The organism is Mixta sp. Marseille-Q2659, from assembly GCF_940807255.1.
Lineage (GTDB): Bacteria > Pseudomonadota > Gammaproteobacteria > Enterobacterales > Enterobacteriaceae > Mixta.
Genome location: NZ_CALNWY010000005.1, coordinates 151,290 through 168,593, shown reverse-complemented (window position 1 = coordinate 168,593; position 17,304 = coordinate 151,290). Strand labels below are relative to the sequence as shown.

The 17,304-nt window shown below is 59.3% G+C and carries 14 protein-coding genes; 5 read left to right on the top strand and 9 right to left on the bottom strand.

The features are described 5' to 3' along the window. Nucleotides 1–5: 5 nt before the first annotated feature. Complete coding sequence (mrdA, locus tag P3C52_RS05990; protein ID WP_275554261.1) at nt 6–1,913, bottom strand: penicillin-binding protein 2; 1,908 nt, start codon at nt 1,911–1,913, stop codon at nt 6–8. A 325-nt stretch (nt 1,914–2,238) separates the two neighbouring features. On the opposite strand from mrdA, the gene ftnA reads away from it, so the two are divergent. Next, nucleotides 2,239–2,751 carry a non-heme ferritin gene (ftnA, locus tag P3C52_RS05985; RefSeq protein WP_275554260.1) on the top strand — a complete coding sequence of 171 codons (513 nt, stop codon included), beginning with the start codon at nt 2,239–2,241 and terminating at the stop codon, nt 2,749–2,751. 101 nt (nt 2,752–2,852) lie between these two features. Here the strand turns inward: ftnA and P3C52_RS05980 are convergent, their stop codons facing one another. Next, nucleotides 2,853–5,699: a bifunctional diguanylate cyclase/phosphodiesterase gene (locus tag P3C52_RS05980; RefSeq protein WP_275554259.1), complete on the bottom strand. Its 2,847-nt coding sequence runs from the start codon at nt 5,697–5,699 to the stop codon at nt 2,853–2,855. Nucleotides 5,700–6,010: 311 nt separating this feature from the next. Then, on the bottom strand, nt 6,011–7,516 hold the full coding sequence (locus P3C52_RS05975; RefSeq protein WP_275554258.1) for a PLP-dependent aminotransferase family protein: 1,506 nt from the start codon (nt 7,514–7,516) through the stop codon (nt 6,011–6,013). A gap of 117 nt (nt 7,517–7,633) precedes the next feature. On the opposite strand from P3C52_RS05975, the gene P3C52_RS05970 reads away from it, so the two are divergent. The 4 genes from P3C52_RS05970 to P3C52_RS05955 all read left to right on the top strand — a co-directional run bounded on the left by P3C52_RS05970 (nt 7,634) and on the right by P3C52_RS05955 (nt 12,692). Next, the gene (locus P3C52_RS05970) at nt 7,634–8,902 is read left to right on the top strand and encodes a 4-aminobutyrate--2-oxoglutarate transaminase (RefSeq protein ID WP_275554305.1); all 1,269 of its coding nucleotides are present in this window, start codon (nt 7,634–7,636) and stop codon (nt 8,900–8,902) included. Further along, complete coding sequence (locus tag P3C52_RS05965; RefSeq protein ID WP_275554257.1) at nt 8,899–10,353, top strand: NAD-dependent succinate-semialdehyde dehydrogenase; 1,455 nt, start codon at nt 8,899–8,901, stop codon at nt 10,351–10,353. The genes P3C52_RS05970 and P3C52_RS05965 overlap by 4 nt, the downstream gene beginning before the upstream one ends. Before the next feature lie 18 nt (nt 10,354–10,371). Continuing rightward, entirely contained in the window at nt 10,372–11,619 is a 1,248-nt protein-coding gene (locus P3C52_RS05960; protein WP_275554256.1) for an amino acid permease, read from the top strand. Between the two features lie 134 nt (nt 11,620–11,753). Then, nucleotides 11,754–12,692 (top strand): LysR family transcriptional regulator, encoded by a 939-nt coding sequence (locus P3C52_RS05955; protein WP_275554255.1) that lies wholly within the window; start codon nt 11,754–11,756, stop codon nt 12,690–12,692. A gap of 72 nt (nt 12,693–12,764) precedes the next feature. On the opposite strand, the gene mdcH is transcribed toward P3C52_RS05955, so the two are convergent. From mdcH to mdcC, 6 genes are all read right to left on the bottom strand, one after another. Further along, nucleotides 12,765–13,667, bottom strand: a complete 903-nt coding sequence (mdcH, locus tag P3C52_RS05950; RefSeq protein WP_275554254.1) for a malonate decarboxylase subunit epsilon — start codon at nt 13,665–13,667, stop codon at nt 12,765–12,767. Further along, nucleotides 13,667–14,290 carry a malonate decarboxylase holo-ACP synthase gene (locus P3C52_RS05945; protein WP_275554304.1) on the bottom strand — a complete coding sequence of 208 codons (624 nt, stop codon included), beginning with the start codon at nt 14,288–14,290 and terminating at the stop codon, nt 13,667–13,669. The genes mdcH and P3C52_RS05945 overlap by 1 nt, the downstream gene beginning before the upstream one ends. Nucleotides 14,291–14,293: 3 nt before the next feature. Next, complete coding sequence (locus P3C52_RS05940) at nt 14,294–15,253, bottom strand: AEC family transporter (protein WP_275554253.1); 960 nt, start codon at nt 15,251–15,253, stop codon at nt 14,294–14,296. A gap of 128 nt (nt 15,254–15,381) precedes the next feature. Beyond that, nucleotides 15,382–16,182 carry a biotin-independent malonate decarboxylase subunit gamma gene (gene mdcE, locus P3C52_RS05935; RefSeq protein WP_275554252.1) on the bottom strand — a complete coding sequence of 267 codons (801 nt, stop codon included), beginning with the start codon at nt 16,180–16,182 and terminating at the stop codon, nt 15,382–15,384. Continuing rightward, nucleotides 16,179–17,012 carry a biotin-independent malonate decarboxylase subunit beta gene (locus tag P3C52_RS05930; RefSeq protein ID WP_275554251.1) on the bottom strand — a complete coding sequence of 278 codons (834 nt, stop codon included), beginning with the start codon at nt 17,010–17,012 and terminating at the stop codon, nt 16,179–16,181. The genes mdcE and P3C52_RS05930 overlap by 4 nt, the downstream gene beginning before the upstream one ends. Continuing rightward, nucleotides 17,005–17,304, bottom strand: coding sequence for a malonate decarboxylase acyl carrier protein (mdcC, locus tag P3C52_RS05925; protein ID WP_275554250.1), 300 nt, complete (start codon nt 17,302–17,304; stop codon nt 17,005–17,007). The genes P3C52_RS05930 and mdcC overlap by 8 nt, the downstream gene beginning before the upstream one ends.

The window sequence follows — 17,304 nt, the reverse complement described above, 5'->3', positions numbered from 1 at the left end:
TCTTTTCAGGCGGCGGGCAAAACGCCTGCCGCCTGCTTCGCCGTCGGCTTATCCGTCGCGCCCTGCCCCTCTTGATCCGGCAGGAAGATATGATCAAGAATTTGCCTGACCACCGGCGCCGCCACCACGCCCTCGCTGCCGCCGTTCTCCAGAATCAGCGCCATTGCCACCTTCGGATCGTGATAAGGCGCAAAAGCGGTATAAAACACATGATCGCGCAGGCGCACCGGGATCATTTTTGCGTTATACACCTCATTCTGCTTCAGACTGAACACCTGCGACGTTCCGCTTTTGGCTGCGATGCCGTAAAGCGCAGTGTGGAAATATTTATAGCCGGTGCCGTTCGGCTCGTTAGCCATGCCGAACATAGCGCGCCGCACCAGTGCCCAGTAAGGTGACTTCGCGTCGGCAATCTGCGGCTGCGGCTTTTGCGGCTGCCAGCGCGTTACCTCTTTGCCGCGCCGGGCGGCATACAGCAGATGCGGCGTTACCACGCGCCCGTTATTAATTAAGGCGTCCAGTGCCTGCACCATCTGAATTGGCGTGGCGATCCAGTAACCCTGGCCGATGCCGACCGACACCGTATCCCCCTGATACCAGGCGCGTTTATGCACCCTCCGCTTCCAGTCGCGATCCGGCAGCAGGCCGTTGTACTCCTCGTTCAGATCGATGCCGGTCGATTTGCCGTAACCGAACTGGCTCAGCATTTGATGAATACGATCGATGCCCATCTCAAACGCCACCTGATAGAAAAAGGTGTCGGCGGACTCCTCAATCGCTTTGGTAACGTCCAGCATGCCATGACCGCTTTTTTTCCAGTCGCGATAGCGCCGTTTGGTGCCGGGCAGCGTCCAGGTCGGCGCGCCGTAAAAGGTGGTTTGTGGCGTAATCACGCCGCTCAGCAGCGCCGACATCGCCATATAGGGTTTGACCGTTGAGGCGGGCGGATAAAGCCCCTGGGTTACGCGGTTAATCAGCGGCAAATCCTTGTTTTTCAGCAGCTGCTGATAAGCCTTGTAGCTGATGCCCTTCACAAACGGATTGGGATCGTAACTGGGGCTGGAAACCATTGCTAATACCGCGCCGTCATGCGGATCTTCAATCAGTACCGCCGCGCGTTGCCCTTTTAGCAGGCTCTCCACATATTGTTGCAGATGCAGATCGATCGTCAGGTAAAGGTTTTTTCCGGCTACTGGCGGCACCTCTTTCAGCACCCGCACGATACGGCCATGATTATCCACCTCGACTTCCTGATAGCCGGTTTTGCCGTGCAGCAGCGACTCGTAATAGCCTTCGATGCCCTGCTTGCCGATGTTATGGTCAGCGGCGTAGTTCTCCGCCGCGCCCGCCTCGCTCAGGCGCTGATAATCCCGATCGTTGATTTTCGATACGTAGCCGACAACGTGCGCCAACGCCGCGCCGTAGGGATATTGCCGATCCTGGTAGCTGTCGATCTCGACGCCTTCGAAGCGGTACTGATTTACCGCAAAGCGCGCCATCTGCTCCTCACTTAGTTCGCTTTTTAGCACTACGGGACGATAGCGGCTGCTTTGCTTCAGCGCCTGACGAAAATCGGCGATCTCCTCCGGCGTAAGCGCGATCACCGGCGTTAACGCCTGGAGCATCGCCTGCATATTTTTCACTTTGTAAGGCATCACCGTGACGTCATACCAGGTAATATTTTTCACCAGCGCAATGCCGTTACGATCGTAAATAATGCCGCGCCGGGGCGCGATCGGGATCATTTTGATGTCGTTACGATCGGATCGCGTCTGATAATAGCTATGCTGCTCTACCTGCAGATGCCAGAGATTAATCACCAGGAGGGTGAAGCAAACCACGACCAGCACAAAGGCGATCGAGGCGCGCCAGGTAAAAAGTTTTTCTTCAGCGGCAAAATCACGAATCTTCATTTAATAAATAATATCATTCTCATTTTGCCGACCATGATAAAGAGGCTACCTGCCCAGACCAGCCGAAAGATGCATACAGGCGGCCTAAAGTGTGACATTTGTTAAAGATGTAACAGATAACCTACTGAAATCATTATAAAGGCGGCTATTTGTAATGAAAACGCAGGTAAAAATGCGAATTAACCTCATTCAGGAATTGAATTAATTATCTTTAAAATCAGTTAATTAAATAGCAAAAAGGGATAAAAAAGCGTATTCCTTTAAAAAACTTTGCTGCATAATCCACCACAGGATCTTTCACCTGCCATGTTTATAAGGAATCGCTATGCTGACCAATGAAATGACCGCTCGGTTAAACGAGCAGCTAAATCTGGAGTTCTATTCCGCCAATCTCTATCTGCAAATGAGCGCCTGGTGCAGCGACAAAGGTTTTGAAGGCGCGGCGGCGTTTTTGAAATCCCATTCGCGTGAAGAGATGGAGCATATGCAGCGCCTGTTTGATTATCTCAGCGATACGGGCGCCATGCCGGTATTAGGCAGCATCGCCGCGCCGCCGGTGGCGTTTAATTCGCTGGCTGACGTATTTGAACAGACCTATGAGCATGAGCAGCTGATCACTCGCAAAATCAACGAGCTGGCCCATGCGGCGATGACGACGCAGGACTATTCCACCTTCCATTTCCTGCAATGGTATGTAGCCGAGCAGCATGAAGAAGAGAAGCTGTTTAAATCGGTGCTGGATAAGCTGGCGCTGGTGGGCAACAGCGGCAAGGGCCTGTTCTTTATCGATAAAGATCTGGCGAAAATGGATGGCGAAAGCCACGGCCCGACGGCCTGATGCTGGCGATGTGGGCAGCGGGGTAATCGCGGTTCCGGCTGTCTGAATAAGATGATTCCAGCTAAACGATTCCGGCGCGCGGCAACGCGCCGGAAGCGCTTTTAAAGCATCGTTAACCGCAATTCAGAAGGCTGCGGTCGGCCAAAGAGATAGCCCTGGAACAGGGTACAGCCTTCCTCTTTCAACTGATCAAACTGCTCGCGATTCTCCACGCCTTCCGCCGTAATCTGAATATCTAAACTGCGACTCATGCCGGTAATGGCGCGAATAATCGCCAGCGCCTCGCGGCTGTCGTGCATATCGTTGATAAAGGATCGGTCGATTTTAATCTTATCGAACGGGAAAGATCGCAGATAGCTGAGCGAAGAATAGCCGGTGCCGAAATCATCCAGCGCAATCAGCACGCCCAACGCCTTCAGGCTTTGCAGCGTGCGGATATTGCCGAGCGTATCGTCCAGCATCACCGATTCGGTAATCTCTACTTCCAGCCTTCCCGGTTCCAGCCCCGACTCACGCAGCGCCCCTTCCACCACCGAGACCAGCGAACTGTTTTTAAACTGAACCGGAGAGAGATTGACCGAGACCGTCTGGCCGTTGGGCCAGCTTTGCGCCTCGCGGCAGGCTTCATAAAGCGCCCACGCGCCCAGGCTGTGAATCAGGCCGGTCTCCTCCGCCAGCGGGATAAACTCGCCCGGCATAATCAGCCCTTTTGAAGGATGATGCCAGCGCATCAGCGCTTCATAGCCGATAATCGCTTTCTGATCGCTGTTAGTGATTGGCTGATAGTAAAGCCGCAATTGGTTTTCGGTAATCGCCTCGCGCAGATCGTTTTCCATACAGCGGCGCGTGCGCGCCTGGGCATCCATCTCCGGCGTAAAATATTCGTAACGGTTGCGGCCATTACGCTTGGCTTCATAGAGCGCCATATCGGCGCAGCGCAGCAGCTGCTCCGGCGAAGAGAGCGCATCGTCGGCGAAGGCGATGCCGATGCTGGTGCCTACCGACAGATTGTGCCCTTCCACATTGACCGGCGGACGCACCGCCTCGATAAGCCGCTGTGCCACCATGCTTGCCTCCTGCGTATGGTTCAGGCCCGGCAGCACGATGGCGAACTCATCGCCGCCGATGCGCGCCAGCGTATCCTGTTCACGCAGCACCGCACGCAGGCGCTTGGCGATGGCACGCAACAGCTCGTCGCCCATTTGATGCCCCAGCGCATCGTTCACATGTTTGAAATTATCCAAATCAAGACAGAGCGCCGCGGTTTGCCGATCGTGCAGCGCGCCCTGGCGCAGCGCATCGTTCAGCCGCTGGCGAAACAGAATGCGGTTCGGCAGGCTGGTGAGGTAATCGTGATGCGCCATATGGTGAATACGGGCGTCGGCGGCGCGCTGATCGGTAACGTCATCCACAATCAGCATGACATATTGCGTGCGGGCATCGCCGCCGCGCACCGTCGCCGCGCGGGTATGCAGAATGCGCTCGCCGCTGGCGGTAAGAAGCTGGCGTTCGCTCTGATGAATGCCTTCGTTGCGCAATGCCGTATCAGCCAGCGCATTAAAATAGTCGCTCAGCTCCGGCGGTAAGCAATCATGCAGCTTTTTACCGTGCATGCTGTTTTTTTCGAGGCCAAACAGCTGCTCGGCCTTGCGGTTGACCAGCAGGATCTCGCGTGAAACTGCGTCCTCCACCAGCACGCAAGAGGGAATGCTGCTGATAATGGTATCGAGAAAGCGCGACATTGAGGTCATGCGATCGCTCTGCGCTTCCGCCAGATCGCGCGCCCGCAGGATCTGCTGCTCATATTCGCGTCGTTCGGTCACATCGCGGGTAATTTTGGCATAGCCAACCAGCCGACCGCCGTCATCATGGATCGCATCGATCACCACGTGCGCCCAGAAGGCGCTGCCGTCTTTACGATAGCGCCAGCCCTGATCCTCAAAACGGCCGGTGGTACGGGCGATATTCAGATTAGTTTCCGGCATTTTGGCCTGCCGATCCTGCGCGCTGTAAAACAGTGAAAAATGCTGGCCGAGGATCTCCTGCGCGCTATAGCCTTTGGCGCGCTGAGCGCCCGCGTTCCAGTTCACTACATGGCCGCGCGGATCGAGCATATAGATCGCGTAATCGGTAACGCTCTCCACCAGCAGGCGGAATTTCTCCTCCTCTGCCCGCCGTTGTCGCTGTAGCTCGCGTTGTTCAGTGCAGTCGCGGGTAATTTTGGCGTAGCCAATCAGCTTGCCGTTATCGTCGTGAATTGCATCGATGATCACGTGCGCCCAAAAGGCGCTGCCATCTTTGCGATAGCGCCAGCCTTCATCCTCAAAGCGACCGGTGCGAAACGCGGTCTGTAGATTCTTTTCCGGGATATAGGCCATGCGCTCTTGCAGGCTGTAAAAGAGAGAGAAATGTTTGCCGACAATCTCTTCGGCGCTGTAGCCTTTGGTGTGCTGCGCGCCGACGTTCCAGTTCATCACCAGCCCGTCCAGATCGAGCATATAGATCGCGTAATCGGTGACGCCCTCCACCAGCAGACGGAATTTTTTCTCCTGTTCGCGCTGCTGCGCCAACAGCGCCTGCTGGCGAGTGCAATCGCGGGTAATCACGGCAAATCCCAGCGGTGCGCCGTTATCGGCGTATACGGCATCGATCACCACGTGCGCCCAGAATGTGCTGCCATCTTTACGGTAGCGCCAGCCTTCCGTCTCGAAGCGCCCCTGACTGACGGCTAGCGCCAGGTTTTTGGCCGGTACGCCTTTGCGCTGATCGGTTTCGCTGTAAAAAAGCGCGACGCTTTTGCCGATAATTTCTTCTGGCTGATAGCCTTTTATCTGCTGTGCGCCTGCGTTCCAGTTAGCAATGGTGCCGTCGGGATGGATCATATAAATCGCGTAATCGACCACGCTCTGCACCAGTAGCCGATAAAGTGTGTCTGAATTCTCGATCATCAGGTTACTCCGTTGCTGCCTGGAATAGCGATCTGGGTGGGTTGGGTATCGCAACGTCGTGCGGCTGGCGGGTCGGCGCTACGCTAAAGAAAAACTTATCGGTCCGCCCGACCTGATGCGATCGGACGCGAGCTTTTCATTCATATCGGCAAGAATGACGAATTTTTCAGAGGATTACAGGCGAAATGATCTTAACTAAACGACTTAAGCAAGATTTTTCCTGAGGGTAATTTTTCGCCTGCGACAGCGGCTGGCGAGCGATCCGGTTCAGCCAGGCGCTATGAATACCCCCTGGCGATTGACTTTTTCGGTCAGGGAAGTGGATGCACATTTCCGGCCTGGGTAATGCCAAATTCGATCAGGATCTGGCGCAACGTTGTAAAGGCGGGCAGCATATTCTTCTCTTCCACGCAGGCAAAACCGAGCAGCAGCCCGCGGCGCGTCGGGCCCTGCATATAATATTGCGACAGCGGCCGCACCCTGACACCGCGCTGATGGGCGGAGGCGGCAATGGCCACATCGTCACAGTTCATCGGCAGGTTAAGAACCAGATGTAAACCCGCTTCGTGGTTGAATTCACGTAAAAAATCATCGCCGAGATAGCGCTGAATCAGCCCGATCAGAAAGGCACGCCGTTTGCCGTACAGCAGACGCATACGGCGAATATGCGCCACGTAATGCCCTTCGCGAATAAACTCCGCCAGCGCCCGCTGGATCAGCAGATGGCCGCCGCGATAGAGTTCCGCCGCCGCAATACGCAGCGGCTGCACCAGTGCTTTCGGCACCACCAGATAACCGATGCGCAACGCCGGATAGAGCGTCTTACTGAAGGTGCCCATATAGATCACCGGCGCATCCGGCTCCAGCCCCTGCAACGCCGGAAAAGGCTGACCGGAGAAGCGGAACTCGCTGTCGTAATCATCCTCGACAATCCAGCTACCGTGCTGGCGCGCCAGACTCAGCAACTGCCTGCGACGTGCCAGGCTTAAATGCGCGCCCAGCGGATACTGGTGCGATGGCGTAACAAAAACCAGCCGCGGCGGGGAGCAATCGGTGGCGGGCACAATACCCTCTTCGTCTACGCGCATCGGCACCGGCTTCAGGCCGTTAATCCGCAGCAGGTTGCGCGTGCCCCAGTAGCCAGGCTCCTCGATCCAGACTCGATCCCCGCTGTCGCATAACAGGCGCGACACCAGATCCACCGCCTGATGGATCCCTTCGGTGATCAGGATCTGATCGGCATCGGCGCGCAACGATCGCGCCACGCGCAGGTAATCAGCCAGCGCGCTGCGCAACTCCTCACAGCCGCCGGCGCTGCTGTAGCTCAAACGGGCAACCTCCGGCTGACGGTTCAGGCGCGCCTGAATACGGCTGAACTGCGCATGGGGAAAAGCGGTGACGTCCGGCACGCCCGGTACAAAAGCACCCCACTGATACGGCGAAGCGCTGGCGTAGCCCAGCAGCGCCGCGCCGCGCTTTGAGAGCCGAACCGGCGCAAAAGGCATATCCGCTGCCGCAACCGGCTGGCTGTGCGCATTCAGACAGCTTTCCGGCAGCGTCGCGGCCACCCAGGTGCCGCTACCGGTACGCGCCTGCACATAGCCTTCCGCCAGCAGATGTTCATAGGCGTTCAGCACCGTATTGCGCGACACCGCTAGTTCGCGCGCCAGATCGCGTGACGCGGGCAGACGGCTGTGCGGCGGCAAAATGCCTTCCACGATTGCGCTGCGCAAACAGCGAAACAGACGCTGATGCAGCGCACCTTCGGTTTCCTGTTGCAAACGCTGCAAAAGGTGATCTCCATGCAGGCTGTGCAATTGGCTCCCTCCTGTTATTGCGAAATGGCTCTCGTCACTACGGCTTGCCCACCGCTAAATAAACGTGATTACACAACTTTTGTAAACAAACAATAACAATGAGGTAACGCTATGGACATCAAAAATGCGGCACTGAACGATCGCAAACAGCAGGCGACGCCGCGCGGCGTCGGCGTCATGTGCCCATGGTTTGCCGATCGGGCGGAAAACGCCAGTCTGTGGGATGTGGAAGGCAACCAGTATATCGATTTTGCCGCCGGTATTGCAGTGCTGAATACCGGGCATCGTCATCCGAAAGTGATGGCGGCAGTAGCGCAACAGCTGGAACGCTTTACCCATACCGCCTACCAGATTGTGCCCTATGAAAGCTATATCGCGCTGGCGGAGCGTCTGAACCAGCGCGTACCGATTGAGGGGCCGGTAAAAACCGCCTTCTTTACCACCGGCGCGGAAGCGGTAGAAAACGCGGTGAAAATCGCGCGCGCCAGCACCGGACGCCACGGCATTATCACCTTCGGCAACGCCTTTCATGGCCGCACCTTTATGACCATGGCGATGACCGGCAAAGTGGCCCCTTATAAGCGCGATTTCGGCCCGATGCCCGCCTCGGTGTTCCATGGGCGTTATCCAACCGCGCTGCGCGGCATCAGCGTTGATGACGCGATGAACAGCCTGGAGGCGATTTTCACCCAGGACATTGCGCCGCAGGATGTCGCCGCCATTGTGCTGGAGCCAATTCAGGGCGAAGGCGGTTTCCATATCGCGCCTGACGAATTTTTCCAGCGTCTGCGCGCCTGCTGTGACCAGCACGGCATTCTGCTGATCGCCGACGAGGTACAGAGCGGTTTCGCCCGTACTGGCAAGCTGTTTGCGATGGAACATTACGCGGTCAAAGCGGATCTGATCACCATGGCGAAAAGCCTGGCGGGCGGCCTGCCGCTGTCGGCGGTTTCCGGGCGAGCCGAGGTGATGGATGCGCCCGCGCCAGGCGGACTGGGCGGCACCTACGCCGGTAACCCGCTGGCGATCGCCGCTGCGCACGCGGTGCTGGACGTTATTGATGAAGAGCAGCTCTGCCAGCGGGCCAATCAGCTCGGCGCCGAACTGGTCGAAGTGCTGCAACAGGCGCAGCGCAAGCTGCCGGGCCTCGCCGAGATCCGCGCGCGCGGTTCGATGATCGCCGCTGAATTTAACGATGCCGACGGCAAGCCCGATGCGGCGCTGGCGCGCGCGGTGCAACAGCACGCCATGGAACAGGGTTTGCTGCTGCTTACCTGCGGTCAGCACGGCAACGTGATCCGCTTCCTTTATCCGCTCACCATTGAAGAGCCGACCTTCCGTCGCGCACTGACCCTGCTGAGCCAGGCGCTGGAGGCTCAGGCATGATTAACGCACAGTCCGACGCCCTGCTCGATCATCCCGATGTCAGCCTGACGCCGCAAAATGATAGCTGGCTGGCGGTTACCGATGCGGCCAACGGCGAATCGCTGGCCTGGGTGAAAACGTACGATGCTAATGCGGTAAACGCGGCCATCGCCCGTTCCGCCGCCGCACAGCGCCAGTGGCAGCGTCAAACCGCCGCCGCCCGCGCCGACGTGCTGTTGAACTGGTATCAGCTAATTTTGCAACGGCAGGAGGCGCTGGCGCAGCTGCTGACCGCCGAACAGGGCAAGCCGCTGGCAGAAGCGCGCGGCGAGATCGGCTACGCCGCTTCATTTATTCGCTGGTTCGCCGAGCAGGCACGCCGCACCGACGGCGCGATCCTGCCCTCCGCGCTGCCGCAGCAGCGCCTGCTGGTAATTAAGCAGCCGGTGGGCGTTTGCGCCGCCATTACGCCGTGGAATTTCCCCGCCGCGATGATTACACGCAAAGTCGCGCCCGCGCTGGCTGCCGGTTGCTCGATGCTGGTTAAGCCCGCCGAACAGACGCCGCTGACCGCCTATGCGCTGGCGGTGCTGGCTGCCGAAGCGGGCCTGCCCGCCGATCTGCTGCTGATCCTCTGCGGCGATGCGGTGAATGTCGGCCAGGCGCTGTGCGCCAGCGATACGGTGCGCAAGCTGAGCTTTACTGGCTCGACGGAGGTGGGACGTCTGCTGATGGCGCAGTGCGCGCCGACGGTGAAAAAGCTGTCGCTGGAGCTGGGCGGCAACGCGCCGGTGCTGGTGTTTGACGATGCGGATCTGGAACAGGCGGTGCAGGGCATTATGCTCAGCAAATTCCGCAACAGCGGCCAGACCTGCGTCTGCGCCAACCGCATCTATGTGCAGAACGGTATCTATGAAGCGTTAAGCGAGCGCCTGACGCAGGCGGTCAGTCAGCTGCAGGTAGGCGACGGCCGCCAGGCTGGCGTCACGCAAGGGCCGCTGATTGACGATGCCGCCATTGCCAAAGTGCTGAGCCATATCGACGACGCGCGCGCTAAAGGCGCCACGCTGCGTCTCGGCGGCGGACGCGACGCGCGCGGCGGCACCTTCTTCCAGCCGACGGTATTGACGGAAGTGACGCAGGAGATGCGCGTAGCGCGGGAAGAAACTTTCGGCCCGCTGGCGCCACTGTTCCGCTTCAGCGACGAGGCCGAGGCGATCGCCATGGCTAACGATACCGAGTTTGGCCTGGCCGCTTACCTGTTTACGCAAAATGCCGCTCGTCAGTGGCGCGTCAGCGAAGCGCTGGAATACGGCATGGTGGGCGTCAATACCGGGCAGATCTCCAATGAAATCGCGCCGTTCGGCGGCATTAAACACTCTGGTCTGGGCCGCGAGGGATCGCAGGCGGGCATCGATGAATATCTGGAAAGCAAATATCTCTGTATGGACATCTCTTCACCGGGCGCCTGACGGCACTAAGGAGCATTTATGTCATACGAAACATCCTGGCCCGCGCGCGCCGCCACCGGCGATGTACGCGCCGTCGTTAATGCCAAACCGCTTAGCTTTGTTGAAGGCGTGGCGATGATCGTCGGCACCAATATTGGTGCAGGCGTCCTCTCTATCGCCTTCGCGGCGCGCAAGGCGGGCTTTATGCCGCTGCTGTTCTGGCTGGTGGTAGTGGGACTGTTTACCACCGTGACCATGCTGTATGTGGCGGAAGCGACGCTGCGCACCCGTGCGCATCTTCAGCTAAGCGGGCTGGCGCGGCGCTATGTGGGCCGCACGGGCAGCTGGCTGATGTTCGCCTCGGTATGCGTGAACTCACTGGGCGCGTTGACCGCTTATATGAGCGGCAGCGGTCGGCTGTTGCAATCACTGCTCGGCCTGCCGCCGTCGCTGGGCAGCGTGCTGTTTTTCCTGCCGGCCGCCGGCGTACTGTGGTTTGGCCTGAAGGCAATTGGCCGCAGCGAAAAAGTAATCTGCATCTGTATGGTGGCGATGCTGGTGCTGCTGTTCGCCGCCACCTTCCTGCAGCCGGAAACCCACCTTGCCCATCTGCTGGAGGGCAACTGGCTCTATATGATCCCGGTGTTTAACGTGGTGGTGTTTTGCTTCTCGGCGCAGTATATCGTGCCGGAGATGGCGCGCGGCTTCAGCAATAAGCCGGAGCAGCTGCCGAAAGCGATTATTACCGGTATGGGCATCACCTTTTTACTGTTGGCGATGGTGCCGCTGTCGGTAATTGCGCTTAACGGGCTGGCTAACGTTTCGGAAGTGGCAACGCTGAGCTGGGGCGAGGCGCTGGGCAACTGGGCCTTTTTCTCCGCCAATATTTTTGCCCTGTTCGCCATGCTCACCTCCTACTGGGGGCTGGGCGGCAGCCTGCTGACCAATATCGGCGATCGCTTTAACTGGCAGGTCGATAGCGCGGCGCGTCAGCGTATGCTGGCGATGCTGCTGGTAGTCGCGCCGCCGTTTGCGCTGGCCTACAGCGGGTTGGTTTCCTTTGTGAATGCGCTCTATATCGCCGGCGTTTTCAGCGGCGTGGTGCTGTCGATTATGCCGATGCTGATTTTGCAAAACGCCCGCAAACAGGGCGATACGCAACCGCGCTGGCAGTGCCGTCGCTGGCTGACGCATCCGCTGATCAAAAGCGTGATTGTGCTGATCTACCTGGCCAGCGCCCTCTACGCCATCGCCTCGCTGTTTAATCTGTTGCCTTCCGGCTGGTGATTTCCCGCCTTCCGCCCTGCCCGGCCAGCGCGCCGGGCGTTCTCTTTCTGCCCCTGCTTCCCCTGGAAAATCAAAAATCTTGTCGGCTAAACGGGTTATGCTTTTACTAACCGCTTAACCAGACAGGGCAACGCATGAAAATCGATGCTGATATTAGCTTCCGCAAGCTGGAAATTTTTCTCGCTTTTATGGCCAGCGGCAATATTGCGCGCACCGCCGAGCAGTTGGATCTGAGCAGTGTCAGCGTCCACCGCGCCCTGCATACGCTGGAAGAAAATGTCCGCTGCCCGCTGTTTATTCATCAGGGCCGCAGCCTGAAGCCGCTGGCCGCCGCCCATACGCTGCGCGAATATGCGCAGGATGCAGTCGAGGTGATGGCGAAAGGGATCGCCGATGCGCGCCAGAAGGCTGGCCTCGGACAGAAACGGATGCGTATCGGCACGCTCTACTCGCTAACGATGGAGACCGTGCCGCGCCTGATTATGGGCATGAAGCTGCGCCGCCCTGAACTGGAGCTGGATCTCACTATGGGCTCTAACCAGCTGCTGCTGGAAAAGCTTCAGCTCGGCGAGCTGGATGCGATTCTGCTGTCGGTGACCGACAGCCAGATCGATCGGCGGCGTCATGAGGTGCTGCCGCTGTTTGAAGATAATATTTTTCTCGCCGCGCCCACCGATGCGCTGCTGGGCACCGGCCCCAGCGCCGATCTGCGCGACTATCGTCAGCAGAAGTTCGTTTCGCTGGCGGAAGGATTTGCCACCTTTCACGGTTTCCAGGAAGCGTTCGGCGTGGCCGGATTCGATGCCAACATTGTGATGCGGGTTAATGATATTTTTTCGATGTTGAGTCTGGTGCAGACGGGCGTCGGCTATGCGCTGGTGCCGGGCCGCATGCGGCGGGTTTATGAAAACAGCGTGCAGCTGTTGCCACTCTCGGAGCCTTATCAGATGCGCCAGCAGATCGCTATCGTGTTTGACCGCAATCGCGAACACGATCCTAATCTGCTGGCGCTGGTCGCGGAAGGCCGAATGTACGCGCGCGAGACCATTGCGTTGGCGGCGGAGCAACAGTAGAACGCCGGACACCGCAGCCAGACACCCTGTTCCGATGCTGGCGACAGGGCGCCGGACGCCGCAGCCAGAGCGTCAGCGCTGGTCGCGCGCCTGGGCCGCCAGCCTGAGCGCCAGCGGCAGGCCCGCCTGATCCAGCGACAGGGCATCGCCTCGCGTCAGCGGCTCGCGCGCCAGGCCGGTCAGCACCGCGCCCGGCGGCATCTCCAGCGCCAGGCCGACATCGCGCTCGCTGGCCGCCTCCATCGCTTCATGCCAGCGCACCGTGCGCGCCATATTCATCGCCAGATCGTCAGCGATCTGCGCGGGTTGAAACAGGACACGCGCGCTGCTGCCGCTGAGATAAGCACAGCGCGGGCGCGTTAGCGTCACGCCGGCAAAGGCCTGCGCCAGTTTTTGCGCCGGTTCATCCAGCAAGGCGCAATGGGAAGGCACGCTGACTGCCAGCCGGTGAATTTTCTGTGCGCCGATCGCCACCGCCCGCTGTGCGACCTGCTGCATCGCGGCATCGCTGCCGGCAATCACCATCTGCTGCGCGGCGTTGATATTCGCCAGGTAGCAGTCGCCGAGCAGCGGCTCCAGCTGACTTTGGCGCAGGCCGGTAATGGCCGTTAAACCGTAGCCGGACGGATAAGCCTGCTCCATCAGATCGCCGCGCAACGCCACCAGCCGCAGCGCATCGCTAAATTCCAGCGCGCCCGCCGCGACCGCCGCCGGAAAAGCGCCGATAGAGAGTCCGCTGACCATATCCGGCTCCAGACCCTGGCGCGCCAGCTCGCGCACCCAGGCGATGCCGGAAATCAGCAGGCAAAGCTGCACGGCGCGGGTATGTTGCAGGGCGTCGCTGCTGTCGAGCTTTGCAGCATCTTCATTCAGCGCCGCGCTGGCTTCCTGCAGCACGCGTTCGCCGTCCGGCAATCCCTGCAGCATGCCTGGACGCTGCGGCCCCTGACCGGGAAACATAAACAGTATTTTCATCAGTCTGACTCCTCCATTTCAGCCTGCCAGGGATCGCTGACCAGCCGCGGCCCCCGGTTGGTTTTTAACAGCGCCCGTCCGTCGCGCAGCCACTCGTTAAGCGCAAAAGCGCCGTTGGGCGTTTCCACCTGGGTATCGGCCCGACACGGCAGACGTTCGATCGCCTGCTGCCAGCGGCTGAAGGCCTGCGGCGGCAACGGCTGCGGCGCGCGAATCAGCAGATCGAGATCGCTGCCGCTGTGCATAACCGGCACCTCGGTCGCCAGCGCGTAACCGCAGCTGCCGGTCACGCCCCAGGCCCAGGGCCATGACTGCTGCGCCAGCAGGATAGTCGCCTGTACCGGCTGTTGTGAGACGAACGCCGAACGCAACAGCTGCGGCAGATCCACCAGCGATTCCGGCGTCACGCGCCGCGCTATCGCCGTTGCGGGCAGCCAGGCGGCGGCGCGGCGTTCGCGTCCCAGGCCGCGTATTCCCACGGCGATCAATCCGGCAGGGTGCGTATCGCGGCGCACCACCAGCGGCAGCGCGGGCCGCCACTGCTGCGCCACCCAGTCGGGCAACTCGCCCTGTAATGCCTGGGGATCGTTAAGCCAGATTAGGTCGTGGGGTCGCGGTAACATCAATTACATTCCTGCGGTCAGAGAGATAAATAACGGCAAGGTGACAATACATAGCACTGAACTGATCAGCAAGGCAGCTTCCGCATCAGGCGACTGCACGCCGAAACGGTTGCCGAATACTACGCCGAAGAAGCCGGCTGACAGCGCAATCATCAGGATAGCGGTAATCGCCAGCGAACCGTGCAGGCCCATCATCAGCACCAGCCCCCAGGCAATAAACGGTTGAATGATCATTTTAGTAAGACTGGAGAGCGCGACTACGCCATTCAGCTTCAGCTGACGCGCGGACAGGATCAGGCCGGTCAGGAACAGCGCGGCGGCGGTGGCGGCCAGGCCCAGCGGTTTAATCGCTGTCAGCACCAGATCCGGCATATGAATGCCCAGCGCCGACAGCACCACGCCCAGCAGCGGGCCCCATACGATCGGTTTTTTCACCGAACGCCACATCAGCACCGGCAGCATGGTCAGCGAAGAACCCTGCGCAGTTCCCGCCTCGCGCGCTTTTTCACGTTCCAGAATCAGCAGGCAGAACGGCGTCATCAGCACGGAACCGCAGGCGATAGAGACCGCCACCGACAGCGAAGTGCTGCCGCTTTCGCCCAGTACGCTACCGAGGATCGGCAGCCCCAGCGCGGCATAGTTCGGCAGCGCGACGGTAAGCGTCAGCACCGCGGCATCCTGCGGCGACTTATGGAACCACTTAATGCAAATAAAGTAGAGGGCGGCGTAGGTGATCCACATCGCCAGCGTTAATACCACCACCAACGGCATCTGTTCGACGATGCCGCTCCACGGCGTCTGTACCGTCGCGCTAAACAGCGCCGCCGGCAGGGCAAAGTCCATCACGAAAATATTCAGTAAAGCAACGTTCTTGTTATCCACCATTTTTGCCTTACCGGCCCAAAAGCCTAACAGCATAATGATGAAAATCGGGGCGAGAGCATGAAGAATGATATATGACATAAACCACCTGTATAACAATGGGTTGTAATTAGCACAGGTGCGATGATTTATTATTTTTACAGGCTATTTTTATGGATGGGCAGCAGGTGCCCATCACTATCGTCCTGGCAGGTTTGTCTTAACATGGATTACCAGTCGGCGCGCATGCGTTCACGCACCAGCGCCGAGCTGTGGCGGTTTTCACCACGCAGGCGATGCTGCAATGTACGGTCGCCCGCGCGCGCATCCTGAATGGCCCGGATCAGCGCCTCGGTAACCTGCTGCTTTTCCTGTTCGCCCGGTGCATCGGGTTTGGCAATATTCAGCAGTTCATCCAGTAGGCCCAGCGTATTGAAACTTTTCACGTCATAGGCCATCGGCGGTACCGTAGACGCCAGTTCAATCAACGCCTCGACGCTGCGCAGCGTAATGCGCGCCGCTGACGCCTGGCCCATCGCATGCACCATCACGCCGGGATCGTTGAAGGCGATAAGACGATTAGCCTGATAGCCATGCGCCAGAAAGGCACCGGACATCGCTTTGCCGACAATCAGGCCGATAACCGGATGGCCAGCCAGCCGCGCCTGCGCCCAGGCCGCGGCGGAAGCCGCCAGCGCCTGATGAATGCCGAAGGCTTCTTCTCGACGGCCATAGGCCTGGCTCGGCACGTCAATTACCGCCACGATAGGACGTTTGCGCTCCGACTGTTCATCGGCGGCGATGGTTTCCTGTACCACCTTCGCCAGCGTCCAGCCTTCCAGCAGACCGACTTCGCCGCCGCGTGCGCGTGGGAAATGGTTATTTTCATCAGGGACGACGGCGATATAACGGACGTTTTCTCCGTCCAGATCGGCGTCCGCCACCTGTACCGACGGGCACAAACCGCCTAAGCGTGGCGCGTTCTGGCTCAGAAGCGCCAGCCAGGTCTCACCGCGACTGTTGGTTTTCATAGCGAATCCTCCGCAAAGAATTGTTGAATTTGTTCGCTTTCCGGCTGCTGGCTGGTATCAACCTTGTTCAGACGCGCCAGCATATCGTCATACTTATCGGTGCGGTGCTGCGCCGGAACGCCGCGTGCCAGGGCGTTGTTTACCGCCTCTTTCACCGCATGAACGCCATCGTTGACCAGCACGTCGGCCAGCCCGCTGCGATAGCGCGCTTCACCGCCGGTCATACGCCAGATAAAGGGACGATCGCGCGAGTCATACTCTTCAATACCCGCTTCCTGTTCGATAACCTGCGGGCCGTTCAGTCCCAGGCGCGCTTCGCGGGTGACGATCAGCGCGCTGCACAGGCCAGCGGCAATTGACATCCCGCCGAAGCAGCCGACGGTGCCGGCGACAACGCCAACCACCGGGGTGTAACGACGCAGATCGACAATCGCCGCGTGAATATCGGCAATCGCCGCCAGGCCGAGGTTGGCTTCCTGCAGACGCACGCCGCCGGTTTCCAGGCAGAGAACCGCCTGCGTCGGAATACCTTTACGATGATCTTCCGCCGCCAGCTCCAGCGCCGCCGCCATTTTCGCGCCGGACACCTCGCCCATGCTGCCGCCCTGGAAGGTGCCTTCGATAGCAATCACCACCGTCGGCTTGCCGTTGATGGTGCCCTTCGCCACTACCATGCCGTCATCGGCCTGCGGCACGATGCCCTGCATCGGCAGCCATGGCGACATGATGCCGTCAAAGGGATCGAGCAGCTCACGGTATGAACCTTCGTCCAGAAGCAAATGCGCACGCTCACGCGCCCGCAGCTCAATAAAACTGCTGTCGTTACGCATCAGCCGCCTCCTCAAAAACCTGTTCAATACGGATACGCGCTACGCCCGGCGTTGCGCCGAAATCATGAATGGTCAGTTTGCCGGCCGGTAAGCCAGTAAGCGTACTGAGACGATCGAACAAGGCGCGCCAGCGCGCTTCGAAATTGACTACCGAAGTAGTGATGTCGACTTCAAGGCGTTCGCCCTGATCGGCGACAAACAGGGCTTCCATATCGCCGGAGCCCACAACACCAGCCAGCGCCTGTCCATACAGGTTGCGCGTGGCGGGGTAAGAAAGTGTGATTTTTTCCAT